The organism is Nostoc sp. PCC 7524 (assembly GCF_000316645.1).
Taxonomy (GTDB): Bacteria; Cyanobacteriota; Cyanobacteriia; order Cyanobacteriales; family Nostocaceae; genus Trichormus.
In genome coordinates, this window is sequence record NC_019684.1 from 3353593 (window position 1) to 3367984 (window position 14392).

General features: G+C 41.6%; 15 protein-coding genes. 7 read left to right on the top strand and 8 right to left on the bottom strand.

Annotated elements, in window-relative coordinates; translation table 11 throughout:
• Positions 1 to 42: 42 nt before the first annotated feature.
• The gene (locus NOS7524_RS13440; protein WP_015139021.1) at positions 43 to 630 is read right to left on the bottom strand and encodes a hypothetical protein; all 588 of its coding nucleotides are present in this window, start codon (positions 628 to 630) and stop codon (positions 43 to 45) included.
• 245 nt (positions 631 to 875) lie between these two features.
• On the opposite strand from NOS7524_RS13440, the gene NOS7524_RS13445 reads away from it, so the two are divergent.
• The gene (locus NOS7524_RS13445; RefSeq protein WP_015139022.1) at positions 876 to 2435 is read left to right on the top strand and encodes a cation:proton antiporter; all 1560 of its coding nucleotides are present in this window, start codon (positions 876 to 878) and stop codon (positions 2433 to 2435) included.
• 217 nt (positions 2436 to 2652) lie between these two features.
• Here NOS7524_RS13445 and NOS7524_RS13450 read toward each other — a convergent pair whose 3' ends face one another.
• From NOS7524_RS13450 to NOS7524_RS13460, 3 genes are all read right to left on the bottom strand, one after another.
• Positions 2653 to 3474, bottom strand: coding sequence for an ester cyclase (locus NOS7524_RS13450; RefSeq protein WP_015139023.1), 822 nt, complete (start codon positions 3472 to 3474; stop codon positions 2653 to 2655).
• 403 nt (positions 3475 to 3877) lie between these two features.
• Positions 3878 to 5794, bottom strand: a complete 1917-nt coding sequence (locus NOS7524_RS13455) for a fibronectin type III domain-containing protein (RefSeq protein WP_015139024.1) — start codon at positions 5792 to 5794, stop codon at positions 3878 to 3880.
• 128 nt (positions 5795 to 5922) lie between these two features.
• Positions 5923 to 6210 (bottom strand): hypothetical protein, encoded by a 288-nt coding sequence (locus tag NOS7524_RS13460; protein WP_015139025.1) that lies wholly within the window; start codon positions 6208 to 6210, stop codon positions 5923 to 5925.
• Between the two features lie 171 nt (positions 6211 to 6381).
• Between NOS7524_RS13460 and NOS7524_RS13465 the strand changes: the two genes are divergently transcribed.
• From NOS7524_RS13465 to NOS7524_RS13480, 4 genes are all read left to right on the top strand, one after another.
• Complete coding sequence (locus tag NOS7524_RS13465; RefSeq protein ID WP_015139026.1) at positions 6382 to 6939, top strand: CAP domain-containing protein; 558 nt, start codon at positions 6382 to 6384, stop codon at positions 6937 to 6939.
• 153 nt (positions 6940 to 7092) lie between these two features.
• Positions 7093 to 7569, top strand: coding sequence for a TspO/MBR family protein (locus tag NOS7524_RS13470; protein WP_015139027.1), 477 nt, complete (start codon positions 7093 to 7095; stop codon positions 7567 to 7569).
• Between the two features lie 43 nt (positions 7570 to 7612).
• The gene (locus NOS7524_RS13475; protein WP_015139028.1) at positions 7613 to 8740 is read left to right on the top strand and encodes an HhoA/HhoB/HtrA family serine endopeptidase; all 1128 of its coding nucleotides are present in this window, start codon (positions 7613 to 7615) and stop codon (positions 8738 to 8740) included.
• Between the two features lie 147 nt (positions 8741 to 8887).
• Positions 8888 to 10015 (top strand): site-2 protease family protein, encoded by a 1128-nt coding sequence (locus NOS7524_RS13480; RefSeq protein WP_015139029.1) that lies wholly within the window; start codon positions 8888 to 8890, stop codon positions 10013 to 10015.
• A gap of 15 nt (positions 10016 to 10030) precedes the next feature.
• Here NOS7524_RS13480 and NOS7524_RS13485 read toward each other — a convergent pair whose 3' ends face one another.
• Positions 10031 to 10420: a hypothetical protein gene (locus NOS7524_RS13485; protein ID WP_041555314.1), complete on the bottom strand. Its 390-nt coding sequence runs from the start codon at positions 10418 to 10420 to the stop codon at positions 10031 to 10033.
• Between the two features lie 614 nt (positions 10421 to 11034).
• On the opposite strand from NOS7524_RS13485, the gene NOS7524_RS13490 reads away from it, so the two are divergent.
• Both NOS7524_RS13490 and NOS7524_RS13495 read left to right on the top strand, forming a co-directional pair.
• Positions 11035 to 11385 carry a phage holin family protein gene (locus NOS7524_RS13490; RefSeq protein WP_015139031.1) on the top strand — a complete coding sequence of 117 codons (351 nt, stop codon included), beginning with the start codon at positions 11035 to 11037 and terminating at the stop codon, positions 11383 to 11385.
• 98 nt (positions 11386 to 11483) lie between these two features.
• Positions 11484 to 12275 (top strand): superoxide dismutase, encoded by a 792-nt coding sequence (locus NOS7524_RS13495; protein WP_015139032.1) that lies wholly within the window; start codon positions 11484 to 11486, stop codon positions 12273 to 12275.
• Positions 12276 to 12324: 49 nt separating this feature from the next.
• Here the strand turns inward: NOS7524_RS13495 and NOS7524_RS13500 are convergent, their stop codons facing one another.
• The 3 genes from NOS7524_RS13500 to rpaB all read right to left on the bottom strand — a co-directional run bounded on the left by NOS7524_RS13500 (position 12325) and on the right by rpaB (position 14335).
• Positions 12325 to 12843 (bottom strand): DUF456 domain-containing protein, encoded by a 519-nt coding sequence (locus tag NOS7524_RS13500; RefSeq protein WP_015139033.1) that lies wholly within the window; start codon positions 12841 to 12843, stop codon positions 12325 to 12327.
• A gap of 2 nt (positions 12844 to 12845) precedes the next feature.
• Positions 12846 to 13493 carry a cofactor assembly of complex C subunit B gene (locus NOS7524_RS13505; RefSeq protein WP_015139034.1) on the bottom strand — a complete coding sequence of 216 codons (648 nt, stop codon included), beginning with the start codon at positions 13491 to 13493 and terminating at the stop codon, positions 12846 to 12848.
• Positions 13494 to 13606: 113 nt separating this feature from the next.
• A complete protein-coding gene (rpaB, locus tag NOS7524_RS13510; protein ID WP_015139035.1) occupies positions 13607 to 14335 on the bottom strand; it encodes a response regulator transcription factor RpaB in 729 nt (242 codons plus the stop codon).
• Positions 14336 to 14392 lie beyond the last annotated feature (57 nt).

Here is a 14392-nt window from a genome sequence, read left to right on the forward strand (position 1 = left end):
TCTTGCAGATGAATCTATCCGTTCTTGCTTTTCTGGCGGTTCTCATCTATCTACAGCCTCGCTGTTTTGAATTTGATTAATCGCGTTTTCTATAGTTTTTGTTGGTGTTTTCAAGCAAAATATTCCTGAACGCCAAGCCCAAAAATCAGGAGCAAATTTAGCTAGGCGCGTGATGGCATAGTCTGGCAGAATAAATAATATGGGATGAGGTACGGTACTTTTATAAGCATCCCGTACAAAATTTAAGTCTTGCAAAACTGGGGGATATTCAGCGAAAACACCAATAGCATTTTCTAAACCTCTGATCATCAAGACTAATTTTTTATTGCTTTCCACCTCAATTTCAGCTAATCTTTGCACAATTTCATCTCGCAAAAATCGCAGATTAGCATCTGAACAATTGAGGATAAAAAATTGAATATCTTTACATTCTGAGTTTTTTTGCAACGCTGCAATTAATAAGTCTACATCTGGGAGAAAGTTAACTTCCACAAAACCAAGTGTAAACTTTTCTGCAAAATCGATAAAAGTCAGTAACTCAGCAAAGGCTTCTTGATTAATTGTGATAAATTGCCCAAGTTCTACGCTATTGACTTGTGAGTGCTGCAAGGGCTTTTTGGAAAAACTCATTTTGTTTTACCACGGGAGCGGGGTAATTCTAAGGTTTATTGTCGTTGTATTCTAAGACTGAATTTTAGGCGAGCAGCTACCCTGGGAGAAACACGATCGCCACTATCTTACCAGGATTGCCTACAACTTCTACCCCCTCAGAGCAACCGAAGAGGTGGCTATGATATAACTCATGTGATTTTGCGTCAATCTGGGAAAAATGTTCAGATGATTAAGAAGTGCAAAATTCTACCAGGAATTTCCTTATGGTAATTGAATCAGCAATGGGAGAGGAAGCGATCGCCTCTAATCTCAAACAGTTTCTTTTAGTGCTGTCGGTATCTTTAGGGGTGGCAACCCTACCGCAGATATTTACTTGGTTTCGCCAGATCCCCTATACATTACTGCTGGTAATTGTGGGGTTAGGTTTGGCGTTGGTTGATGTGCGTTTAGTCACTCTTTCCCCAGCCTTAATTCTGTTCATTTTTTTACCCCCTCTATTATTTGAAGCCGCATGGAATCTCAAATGGTCGGATTTAAAGCAGGAATTTGTCCCCATTTGTCTGTATGCGGTGTTGGGGGTAGTAATTTCCATTGCTGGGGTAGCCATTGGACTTAATCAACTGGCGGGATTATCTATCACCACAGCTTTACTCATCGGTGCAAGTCTTTCAGCTACTGATCCTGTTTCTGTAACAGCCTTATTTCGGGAATTAGGGGTAAGTAACCGCCTTGTCACCCTCATGGAAGGTGAAAGCTTATTTAATGATGGCATGGCAGTAGTGGCCTTTGGTTTTTTGGTAGCCTTGCCTTTAGGAAATGCCGAATTAGGATTTCAACCCATCACGGTGGAATTTTTTCAAGTTGTAGGTATTGGGTTAGCGGTGGGAGGCTTGATTGGCTTTGGGATTTCCTACCTTACCCAACGCTTTGATTTGCCGATGGTTGAACAATCTCTGACCTTAGTATCAGCTTACGGTACTTACCTGATTACCGAAGATTTGGGTGGTTCTGGGGTGATAGGAGTTGTCACCACAGGTTTAATTTTAGGTAACTTTGGCTCACGTATCGGCATGAATCCCCGTACTCGGATTATTGTGTCCGAGTTTTGGGAATTTTTAGCGTTTTTCGTGAATTCCATTGTCTTTTTGCTGATTGGCGACCAAATTCGCTTTGCGAGTTTAGGCGAAAATCTACAAACTATTGTAGTGACAGTAGCAGCAATGATTTTAATGCGAGCGATCGCTATTTTTATTCTTAGCTACTTGAGTACCACAATCACCAAATCAGCAATTTCTCTACCCGAACAAACTATTTTGTGGTGGGGAGGCTTAAGGGGTTCTGTATCTATAGCTTTGGCCTTGAGTGTACCGACAATTTTACCGGGGCGAGAAAAAATTATAGCGATCGTCTTTGGAGTCGTTTTATTTACCCTACTTGTTCAAGGACTAAGCATCAAACCGCTAGTTAAACAGCTCAATTTACTAGGCGATGCACCCCTACGGGAAGAATATTTAGAAATGGTTGCTCGTAATGTGGCCTTAGAAAGAGTTCTGCAATATCTTCAAACACAAAAACATCCCGGTATTGAGCCAGAATTCGTGCGCTACCAAGAGAAACTAATTGCAGGGGAAATGGAACAAATGCAAACCAAGATTGACAAATTGCAAAATGAGTATCCCAATCTCCAGAACTTTACAACTGAACAGTTTCGCGAAGAACTATTGACAATTGAAGCCGATACTTATGCAGAATTTGTCAAATCAGGTCGGTTAACTAAAGAACTAGCACCCATGTTAGAAAATGTTTTGCATCAAGGAGGCTAGAGACTATGTAGAAGCAGAGGAAGCAGAGGAGCAGGGGAGCAGGGGAGAATAAATTAACTTAACGCCCAATGCCTAATACCATTTCACGAAAAACCTGATACAGATGTAAACCCTGAAAGCCTTACTGCATCTAAGTTTTTTAATTGCGTAAAGCCTACGGCATAGCTGCGCTTAGAGCGGAGCGGGGCGAGAGCATCGTTGTGAATTGGTATAATCCCTACTTCCCGCTCACCATGACAGCAAAAGGACAACGACTCTCAGCTAAATTTACATTTGTTGGTTTTTTTCTCCAAGGCCAGAGTTTCCTAATGAAACCCCATAATCTTTGCCAGATAGAACGAGTAGTTTTTGTCTCTGCTACTGACTGCTGTTGTTGATCATTGTTTGGTAATTTACCACCAGATGTGAGCTTTTCTAGGAACTTAGTATTGTCATAATAATGTTCCAACCCAATAATTTTTAAATCATCGTTGACATGAACAACACTTGTGCCGATGATTTCAATAGTTTCACCTGTGGGTGCATAGTCTTTATATGCACCATTAAAATCTCCCCAATGTCGCCATTTAAAAACAATATTTGGCGGAGTTGAATAAACTTCCAAAACTTCCCATAAGAAACCATCAGGGAATGCAGTATGGAAAAGATTAGTTGAGGTTTCAAAGTTTTCCTCAGAGGCTTTGTAATGTTTGGTGTTGCCAATTAATAGTTTATAAGTACCGGAACTAATTAAATCTGTAATGGTGTAGCCATAACCACCATTGGTACTCATGCGAAACTTATCTTGGACAACAGAAAGCCACTGAGCCGGATTAGTTTTAAAATTCGCCTCAATGTCAAAAGTCCGCACTAAATTTTGGACTAATCTTTCTAGGGAATTTTCAGGATGATTGCGGGTGCTTTCTGCGGCAAGTCTTTCATTAGAATGGGTATAGTCTGGCTTTTGACCATATCGCCAGTCTATATGATGACTGTATTCCAACACTGTGTCTCTATCTTGTACCCAAAGATGAAGCTTACTGATGTCGATGGGATTCATAAATGCCTACGTGAAAAATTAACTACGAAATAACTGTAAATTCATGATGAGCAACAGAATTACGCAGTGAAAACCCTCTGATTTTGCAGCTAGTTATACAGCTTTTTTACAGATTTAATCTCTAATTCTTTTGTAGCGTTAGAGATTGAGAAATATATGTACTTGCATCTTTTACTATTATGCCAGCCAGCACAAAAAAAGGTGATTAATATATAATTCCAATCAAGTTTAAAGGTAATTTATTGATATTTTTATTTTTAATATTTGATTTATAGCAGGTGACAGGTGACAGGTGATAGGTGACAGGTGACAGGTGACAGAAGAGGGATATAAAGTAAATCTTAATATACAAGGGTGCGTTACGCTACGTTAACGCACCAATGATTATGATCAATTTGGTTGATTATGCCAAGGGCTTATGTCTGTTAGTTTTACGTGATTTGAGTCCCACAGTACCCAAGCCAAACATCAAGAAACCAAAAATGATACTGGGTTCAGGGACTGCTTGGACAATCCGCCCATTGGTATCTACAAACATAGTAATCTCATCGCTGTAGGTACGGCGCTCAGTACGCAAGAGATTATAGTTTTGATCAAGGATGGGGAAGCTATATACAGGTGTCAGTGTCACTTTGGCGTATTTGCCATTGTTGCTGTTGAGTTTCTCTAAATTCACCTCAAGATGTCCATAATGTTTACCACCACTGACTAATTGCAGCGCACCTGCGATTTCTTGCCACAACTCCCCTTCACTTTGGTCAGCTGACCATTGGCTGAAGCTGTTGTATTTCAGTAGGGGGTCATTCAAGCTTGAACCGTTACGTTTTTCGCCACGTAATCCATCACCCGCTACACCCACATCATAGTAATATACGCCAATGCCGTCGCCGTTCTCATCAACAAAGCTACGCTCGAACATTTCGCTATGACCGGATAGTACCGCCAAAACACCATATTGCTCAAACATACTCTGATATTGGCGCATTGGTGTACCACCCTGTCCTGTTGAGAGGGTATGGTTCATTGGTTGTCCGTGTTCACCACTGCTGTAGGGTGCGTGATGGAACTGCACGAAAATCATTTGACCCTTGGCTCGTGCGTCTTCTAATTGTGCTTCTGCCCAATTCCATTGAGGACTACCAGGGTTGAAGTCTGCCAAGTCTGTACCACCAGCCGCTTCATACTGGGCGCGCGTATAGTTTTCTTGGGTGTCGGTTCCTGTACCTGTGTAATCTTGTCCGCTTATTTTCGGTGGTTGACCTACACCACCGTAGTTACTGCGGCGATCGTCTGGTTCACCGTTGGAACTGTCGAGGGTAATAATGGTGATGGGGCCATAGTCGATGCGATAGTAATTATCCCGGTGTTCGGGTGTACCGTTGTCGGGTGCATCGAAGTAAACATGATACTTATCGCGGCCAAACTTCGGGCCAAAACGTCCGTCAGCATCAGTACCATAACCACCGTTTAGTGCGCCAAAGTTCTCCCAGTTACCCAAGGCTGGCAAAATAGGGTAGGTTGACAAGCCACTGCCAAATTCCCCGGCGTTGTGGCGGAAGAATTCATCCCAACCGGGTTGATAGCCACCACCTTGCACTAAATCACCGGGCATCATGAGGAAATCAGGGTTGCGGCTGTTAACGATTTCCAGGTTGCGTTTGTAGCCTTCAGTTTCAGTCACAGCATAACGCAAGGTTTGTGAACCACCTGACCCGGAAGTGCCGAAAGTGCTTGCCCATTGGCTACCGCTTAGTTCGGGACGTGGTGCTGAACCTGGAGCTAAAGCACCGGGTTGCCATTCACGGCGGCTAGAACGCCCGGCTGGTTCGGTTTCACTGTCAGACATAGCGATAAAGCGGATGCTGCTCCAGTCGTCCTTACTGGGAGCAGTTTTAAAGGATGAGTTAAAAATATTTGATCCCTGAACTACCGTATATTCATATGTCGTTCCCGGCAGCAAACCACGTACATCTACGGTATGTTTATAGTTATTATCACTGAGCAACCAAGAACCTGGAGATAAACCAGTAATATTTTGATTCTTTTCGGCATTCGTGTATGCCAGCACCGATTGGTATGCAGGTGTACTGGTAAATGTGAGGGGATTACTTAGACCTGCACCAGTAATTGAGAGTATGCCAGGTACATCTTCCTCGGTGAACCAAGTAAAAGACATTCCATCGCTCCCTGGTTGCTGTAAGTAGGGATTGATACGGAATGAGGATGCTGTGGCTGGAAAGCTTGTAGCAGCAATCAATCCAGTTGTGAGGGTGAGGGCGATCGCTGTTTGCGGCCAGTGCAACTTGTGTAGCATAGACATGAATCGTAACTCCGTTGGGTTTCCTAGTCGGCTCTGGACTGAAGCTATTTAGTTATTAGATTTCTAGGATTAAAACTAGGTTAAGTCCCCAATATTTCAGGGTTAACAACTCTGAAGCTACACATCATTTATTTTGAACTGGAACGTCTACGAAATGTCAATACGATTACACCTAGCAAAGATGCGATCGCTAGCAGCAATCCTGGATTAAAAGTAATATTAAAACCCACATCTGGACTATTTTGCCAACGCAACAACCAGAGATTACTATTACCCACCATAAATGAAGGGGCTTGTAAAATAGTTAAAATAGGTAGCAACAGTAACACACCTAACATGAATAGAAAGAACACCGACAGGGTAATTTGCAACCACGTTCCAAAAGCAGATGCAAAGTGAGATTTGTTAATTGGCATTGTTCTAATTTAATAGAAAATACAGATACTATTCGTAATAGCTATTCATGGCTTTTTCTTTTTATAAAAACTGATGCTTTTAATTACATTGTCACTTGGCTGTCACCTTTTTATAGAAAACTAGAATAAGAGTAAGCAAACAACTATCCAATGGATTATTTCTTGATTTAAATGAATCAATTGCCTAAAAAAATATGCTTATTATGGGTAGCGATCGCCCTATTATCAATTGGGTGTGAGCAAATTACCGAACAATTGCCACCTCTACCCAATATTGAAATACCAACAAGCCAACCTCCAGAACCCTTAGTTTCACCCGAATCTGCCACGGCTGCCGAAATGGAAGCAGCAATTCGACGAGGGATTAATCAAGTAAGACAAAAGAATGGTCTTTCGCCACTAAAAGATAATCAGAAATTGGCGCAAGTTGCCCGTAAATATAGCCGTCAGATGTCCGAACAAAAGTTTTTTAGCCATACTGGTGCTGACGGTAGTACACCACAAGAAAGAGTGCTAAGAGACGGTATTATTTACTCAGCCGTAGGTGAAAACTTATTCAAAAGTCAGAATGTACCTCGACCAGTACCAGCCGCCATTGAGGGTTGGATGAAAAGTCCCGGACACCGAGAAAATATTCTGCGTCCAGTATTTACGGAAACAGGTGTAGGTGTTTGGCGAGAGGGTAACACTTACTACGTTACCCAGTTGTTTTTACGGCCATTTCCTTAGAGGGCAGCAGAGGAGGAGGGGGGCAGAGGGGGCAGAGGGGCAGGGGGAGCAGGGGGAGCAACTTTTACCCAGTCCCCAATCCCCAGATAGGTGCAGCGATCGCCTTTTATTCTCTACACTGCAAATATAGACCTACTTCGACAGGAAACCATTGTGAAAGCTAAATGGATTATCACAGCAGTTTCGGCAGCATTATTTTTCGGTGGTAGCCTGTTTACCTCACTGCGCGACCCTTGGTTTCAGAACTTGCAACGTCCCAACTGGTTGACATTCGAGTTTCTTATCCCATTTATTTGGACTTTAATTTGGGCTTGTCTGACTATCTCAGCCATTATTGTCTGGCAGCAACGGACAAAACAGGGTTCTCGACCCTGGAATTTAATGATAATTTACGCTGCGATCGCTATCCTCACTTCCGCCTATAGCCCAATTGTGGTAGAACTCCGCAGCCTCACAGGTGGAATGATTGTTGGTGGGGTAGCTACACTTCTGGTTTATATCCTGGCTTTCATTGTCAAGCCCATCTCTCAAAAAGCAGCTTGGCTTTTCCTTCCTTATGCCCTTTGGGGGCCTTTTGGTACTTATTTAACTTGGTTATTGCTGCAACTCAATCCTGGCGTAGCTGGCTAGAAGATTGCACCACAAAGGAAACTTTGACTCCACCGCCAAAACCATGAAACGAATTGTTCTACAACCTGCGCTATACCTGGCTTTGTTGATGTCTGGATGTATGTCCGCTCCAGAAGTTAGGAATGCTCAATCATTACCAGTAAAGCAACCACTAATTCCTAACAATTCCACAGATGCTAACTATGTCACGCGGGTTGTGCAGCAAGTAGGCCCCGCAGTAGTGCGAATTGATGCCACTCGCACAGTTTCAGTATCTCCTGATCCAGTGTTCGAGCGTTTTTTTGGTGGAGATTTCCCCAGTAGAGAAGAAGTACAACGAGGTGTAGGTTCAGGGTTTATTACCAGTGCTGATGGCTTAATTTTTACTAATGCCCATGTGATAGCAGGTGCAGATAATGTTTCGGTGTTATTAAAAGATGGTCGGCGTGTTCAGGGTGATGTTTTAGGAATTGACCGTGTGACAGATGTTGCTGTTGTCAAAATTGAAGCCAAAGACTTACCAGTAGCTAGGTTAGGTAACTCTGATAATCTTATGCCAGGACAATGGGCGATCGCTATTGGCAATCCCCTAGGACTAGATAACACCGTCACCCAAGGCATTATCAGCGCCACTCAGCGTTCTGTTGCCGATTTGGGTGTACCAACCGAGCGAGTTGACTTTATCCAAACCGATGCAGCCATTAACCCCGGTAACTCTGGCGGCCCCTTGTTAAATACCGAAGGTGAAGTCATTGGGATGAATACCGCCATTATCCGAGGAGCGCAAAGCTTGGGTTTTGCTATTCCCATTAATACAGTTCAACGCATCGCCACACAATTAGTCACTCAAGGCAAAGTAGATCATCCCTACATTGGCATTCAAATGGCTCAGTTGACTCCTGAATTGCGCTCGAAAATTAATCAGAGTGATGTTGGTGTCAAAGTTAACCAAGATTCAGGTGTCATTATTCTAGGAGTCGCTCGCAATTCTCCGGCTGCTCGTGCAGGCTTGCGTCCTGGTGACATTATTGACAGTATTAATGGCGTTGCTATCAAAGATACACAGCAAGTACAACAACAAGTAGAAGCCACCAAGATTGGTAATACCATACCAATAACCATCAATCGTAATGGTAATACACAGATAATTACTCTGCGTCCTGCGACTTTACCAGCTAAAGAGCCTAGTTAAAGGGGACAGGTGACAGTTATCAGCATCTTTCTTCTGGAACATACCTCTCTATCGTTTGCTAGAGGCGGCAAGAATGACCGTTTTCTATGCTTTTGGTGATTTAGCATTCAGCTTTTTCACTAAAAACGACTAAAACGAGAGCAAGTTATGCAAGGTTTTCGTTTAGGCACTATTTTCGGCTTTGAAATCCGAATAGATTTGTCTTGGTTAATCATCTTCTTTCTTGTCCTGTGGACTTTAAGCGCGGGTTTATTTCCAGAAAATTATCCAGGACTAAGCAATGCTACTTATTTTGGTATGGGTATAGTAGCAACATTGCTGTTTTTCATCTCATTACTCGCTCATGAACTTTCTCATTCTTTTGTCGCTAGAGCTAAAGGCATTCCTGTAGAGGGAATTACCTTGTTTATTTTTGGTGGCGTTTCCCGGACTCGGATGGATGCAGAAACCCCAGGGGATGAATTTCAAATAGCAGGAATTGGGCCTCTTGTCAGTGTGGTGCTTGCTGCTCTATTTGGTTTGCTCTGGTATGTAGGCAGAAATGCTGGCTGGAGTGTGGTAGTAAATGGTGTGACTTCTTATTTAGCCTCTATTAACTTGGCGCTGGCTATCTTCAATATGTTGCCAGGATTTCCTTTAGATGGGGGGCGTGTTTTCCGTTCTCTGATCTGGAAATATACAGGCAATCTCAAAAAAGCGACACAAGTTGCTACTACAGGTGGGAAATGGCTGGGTTATGTGCTAATTGCGCTGGGTTTGTTGCAAATGTTTGGTGGTGCAATTTTAGGCGGACTTTGGTTTATCCTCATTGGTTGGTTCTTGTATAACGCCGCCGCAGCTAGTTATGACGAAATTTTGCTACGTAGCAGTCTAGAAGGGGTACGAGCAAGAGAAGTTATGACTCCCTATCCAGAAACCGTCAACGCTGACTTAACACTCCAAGAATTAGTGGATAAATATTTTCTCAGTCGTCGCTATCAGTCTTTTCCAGTCATTCAAGATGATCACCCAATAGGAATTATTACTTTGAATCAGGTAAAGGATATCCCGCGACAAGAATGGATGCACCGCACTGTTCAAGAAACTATGATTCCCTCGGAGCAGGGAATAACTGCACGTCCAGAAGAGCAAATGTCTCAGGTACTACAAAAAATGCAAGACTCAGGAGTGCGTCGGGTATTAGTAACTCAAAATGGTTTACTCCAAGGCATCATTACCGCCAATGATATAGCTAATTGGCTACAGCGACGACGAGAATTTGGTCAGGTTGCCTAACTATGGGTTCTGTGCTTATTTCAAAATGTTTTTAGGAGATAATTTCTCATTTTTAGGTGAATATTCAGAACAGTTTTTAGCTTCTTCTGTCATCACAATAGAAGGCTGTACAGCACATTTAAGATAATGGTTATTGGTATAAAATCGACAGTTTCTACAAGGTAATTGATGTGATCCTTTAACTGTCACCACCATCTTATCTTCTAAAAGAGACCTGATTTTTCGCAAAATCAGGAAAAATATGACCCAACTAAAAACTAAGCCTATGGGTGTCAAAGATATTGCTAGATTAGGTATCTCAAAATTATTAGCTTGAGGTTGATTGTTTTTGATTTCATTATGAGTTACCTGATTGCCAGACTTATTTAATGTTAATTTGTGTTGCATTAATTCCTCAAGTAACATATTACTAGCCTTAGTTATATATATTTACAAGCTCAAGGGTTGTAAAAAGTTATTTTGTCATTTTCTGACAAAAATCATTCGTGATTCAGTGAGGATATATACTAAAAAACTAGCGAGATAATTAATTAATCTGTCAAAAACCGAAATTTCAGTTTTATTATCAATAGCTGCACATTACAACATTGACATTTGTTTACTGCTTGTCTATGCAGTTATTACGTCTAACTAGCTGATTAGCTTATTCAAACTGAAGCTTTATTAATGATTCAATTATAGGTTTAGCAAACCTAAATATCATCCATCTCTGTCAATAGTTTTGCTTATATTTTTTTATTTGTATATCCAAAGGAATATATTCCAGACATAAAATTATAAAATATATTTTTGTGTTAGAATTTTTTGAAAGAAAAATATCAATATAGTCAAAAAAATACATTTATATTCGTGTGAAAATAAATAACATATTAATCAGAATATAATGCTATATCTTATGATTATTTGGACTAAAATCAAATTTCATTTATAAATGAAGTAGAAATAATAATTATGAGATTAACAAGTGGATAATTATCATCATTAATTTAGCTAATGAATAGAATAGAGGCAGAATTATTATGCTAAATCTTATCTTAACTTGGCTAGTTACCAGTATCAGCTTTTTAATTATTTCCAAGTTACCATTAGGTATTGAAATTGATGGTTTTGGGAAAGCCGCGATCGCAGCAGCTGTCTTCGGACTTTTAAATGCCTTGCTCTTGCCAATATTGACTGTGTTAGCTTTCCCATTAATTATCCTGACGCTAGGATTATTCTTTTTGGTATTGAATGCCATAATTTTTGCCTTAGCTGCATATTTAGTAGAAGGTTTCCGCCTCCGGTGGGGTTTTTGGAGTGCATTGATTGGCTCTCTAGCTTTGGCAATTATTAATTCCATCCTCTTGGGTATTCTGTACCCATTGACCTAAAAATTGGTAATATACAGCAGTTTGTAGTTGACTGATTTTTAAAGTCTAATTTGCAAAACTTCCAACTAATCAAAATATTGATTTTGAGGTGTCAGTTTATGTTTAAGCATCTGCAAAAGACACTGGCTGTATTGTTCACAGCTATTTTGCTGTCAACTATATTAATCGCCTGTGGCACAATCCCAACTGCTGAATCACAATCAGCAACAGCTTCACCAGCTGCTAGTTCGTCTCTACCTGTAGCTTATACTGATAAAGAATTAAGTGCTGCTCCCGCCAAGTTACCGCCATTACCTTATGACAACACAGCTTTAAGTAAAGCGATTGATGCAGAAACTATGAAATTGCATCATGATGCACACCATGCTGCTTATGTGAACAACCTCAATGATGCTTTGAAAAAATACCCCGAACTGCAAAAAAGAAGCGTGGAAAGCTTATTGCGGGATTTAGAGAGTGTACCAGAAAATATTCGGACGAAGGTACGAAATAACGGTGGCGGACACTTAAACCACACCATGTTCTGGCAAATCATGAGTCCTGATGGTGGTGGAGAGCCTACAGGAGAACTCGCACAAGAAATTAACAAAAGCTTTGGCAGCTTTGATAATTTTAAACAACAGTTTAATCAAGCTGGTGCTGGACGCTTCGGTAGTGGTTGGGTTTGGTTAGTGCGTAATCCCCAAGGCGCACTTCAGATTACAACTACTGCCAATCAGGATAATCCCATCATGGACGACGCATATCCGATTATGGGTAATGATGTTTGGGAACACGCCTATTATTTGCGATATCGCAACCGTCGTGCAGAATATTTAGATAATTGGTGGAATGTAGTGAATTGGCCAGAAATTAGCAAGCGATCGCAAGTTTCATTAAAGAAATCATAAGTTTTACCAGCTGGTTGGATATCCTATCCACCAGCTATATTCTGATACTCTAAGTCCCAAACACTTGTGGCCAAGTTGTATAGAGGAATACTACAACAGTAGCGATCGCTAACAATCCTTGAATTAAATTCCCTACAACTGTCCCGACGACAATACCTACACCAGCTTTAATAGCCAATCCCAGTTGCCGACAATAAATATACTCGGCAACAATCGCTCCCAACAATGGCCCAAATAAAATACCCAATAAAGGCCCACCCACAGGTAAAGTTGGTAGTAATCCGAAAAAACCAAGCAAGAAACCGACAAATGCACCAATCTGTCCCCACTTGCTAGCACCTGCTTGTTTTGCTCCCAAGTAACCAGCTAAAAAATCCACCCCAATACTCAAAATTAAAACAATCGCTGTCACAATTAAGGGGATTTTAATAGCCATAAACGAATGACTGACAATTCCCCAGATAATAATTGCTACTAAAATTAAACTGGTTCCAGGTATGGCTGGTACTACAGCACCAATAATACCCACAACCATCAAGGCAACCAGTAGCCAATAAATAATTTGCATGATTATTGATAATGCCCTTTGAGAGTGACTGCTAATTTATCAGCAATGCCAGCAATCCAATTTTCATCTTGTTTGGTGTAACTTCTGGGTGCATTTGCCCCTAATATCATGACACCTTGATTGCCCAAAGGTTGACAAATTACTCCTTGGGTGTTTTCTGGTAAATAATCAAATTCAAACCTGCCTGGGTAAACATTTAAAGCTACCAAATAGACAGGTTGTTGTTTTTCTAATACTCGTTTAACAATTGCTCCTGGGATGACTTCTGCTTTTTTTCCCAGAATGCCGCGACGTAACAAAACTTTGCCTTGATACAACACCACGAGCGATCGCGTGACTGTATTAGTTAAGAGTAAACGCGATGACCAGGCTAATTCTGTTTTCACGGCTTCTGGCAAATCATCTGCTAACACAAAACCTTCTTCTCCAACCAGTTCTACCGCATCAGGCGATCGCGGCTGCACCTGTTGCCAAATTAACCCCGTTAAAATTAGCACTGCACTCAAAATTACACCCAGCACATCACCACGCGCTTGGGAATTTGTAAGTTCCGGTGTCCATAAACGGTTAATCAGCAAAAGGATAGCCCCTAACCCACCAACTACCAAGGGCAAACGCCGTAAAACTCGATTGGGATCAGATTTAGTCATGTGTTATCAGTGCTGTTAGCGGTAGCGCGGCGTTTAGCCGATGTTGAGTGTTGAGTGGGTAAAAACTCTCTTTTTGTCTCCCCTGCTCCTCTGCTCCTCTGCTCCCCTACTTTCTACTCCTCTCCGGGTTCAATTATCCTTTGAAACAGATAGCCAGTGCCTCGTGCTGTGAGAATCAACTCTGGGTTGCTGGGATCATCTTCTAATTTTGCCCGTAAGCGGGAGATATGTACATCTACTACGCGTGTATCTACATGACGTTCTGGTGTATATCCCCAAACTTCTTGCAAAATTTCGGAGCGGGAAAAGGCTTCTCCTGAGCGACTGACTAGCAACTCTAGTAAACTAAACTCCATGCCAGTCAAGCGAATTCGTTCGTCACCTTTGTATACTTGCCGTTTGTTGGTATCAATTTTGATCGTACCAACATGAATCACCCCAGAGCTAGGAATACCAGAAGCACCGGTTTTGTCTACTCGTCGCAATACCGAGCGAATCCGCGCTTCCAACTCTTTGGGAGAGAATGGCTTAACTACATAGTCATCAGCACCCAATTCTAGTCCGGTAATGCGATCGGCTACGTCCCCCAAGGCTGTTAGCATAATAATGGGAACATCAGATTCCTTACGTAGCTCTTGACACACACCGTAGCCATCGAGCTTTGGCATCATAACATCCAAAACTACTAAATCGGGATCAGCTTTGCGAAAAGTGTCTAAAGCTTCTTCTCCATCGCCAGCTGTGACTACATCGTAGCCAATCATCGACAGGCGCGTTTCCAAAATTCGGCGAATGCTGGCTTCATCGTCTACCACCAGGATTTTTTCTTTATGACTTTCCAAGTTTCTCAACGCTCCTTAACAACTAAAAATTTTTCATGATGAATTTTTAATACCATA

Coding starts and splice junctions, on each gene's coding strand:
- NOS7524_RS13490 (WP_015139031.1), top strand. CDS start 11,035: ATGCTAAATCTTATCTTAACTTGGCTAGTTACCAGTATCAGCTTTTTA.
- NOS7524_RS13455 (WP_015139024.1), bottom strand. CDS start 5,794: ATGTCTATGCTACACAAGTTGCACTGGCCGCAAACAGCGATCGCCCTC.
- NOS7524_RS13485 (WP_041555314.1), bottom strand. CDS start 10,420: ATGTTACTTGAGGAATTAATGCAACACAAATTAACATTAAATAAGTCT.
- NOS7524_RS13440 (WP_015139021.1), bottom strand. CDS start 630: ATGAGTTTTTCCAAAAAGCCCTTGCAGCACTCACAAGTCAATAGCGTA.
- NOS7524_RS13480 (WP_015139029.1), top strand. CDS start 8,888: ATGCAAGGTTTTCGTTTAGGCACTATTTTCGGCTTTGAAATCCGAATA.
- NOS7524_RS13460 (WP_015139025.1), bottom strand. CDS start 6,210: ATGCCAATTAACAAATCTCACTTTGCATCTGCTTTTGGAACGTGGTTG.
- NOS7524_RS13505 (WP_015139034.1), bottom strand. CDS start 13,493: ATGACTAAATCTGATCCCAATCGAGTTTTACGGCGTTTGCCCTTGGTA.
- NOS7524_RS13500 (WP_015139033.1), bottom strand. CDS start 12,843: ATGCAAATTATTTATTGGCTACTGGTTGCCTTGATGGTTGTGGGTATT.
- NOS7524_RS13450 (WP_015139023.1), bottom strand. CDS start 3,474: ATGAATCCCATCGACATCAGTAAGCTTCATCTTTGGGTACAAGATAGA.
- NOS7524_RS13445 (WP_015139022.1), top strand. CDS start 876: ATGGTAATTGAATCAGCAATGGGAGAGGAAGCGATCGCCTCTAATCTC.
- NOS7524_RS13495 (WP_015139032.1), top strand. CDS start 11,484: ATGTTTAAGCATCTGCAAAAGACACTGGCTGTATTGTTCACAGCTATT.
- NOS7524_RS13475 (WP_015139028.1), top strand. CDS start 7,613: ATGAAACGAATTGTTCTACAACCTGCGCTATACCTGGCTTTGTTGATG.
- NOS7524_RS13465 (WP_015139026.1), top strand. CDS start 6,382: ATGAATCAATTGCCTAAAAAAATATGCTTATTATGGGTAGCGATCGCC.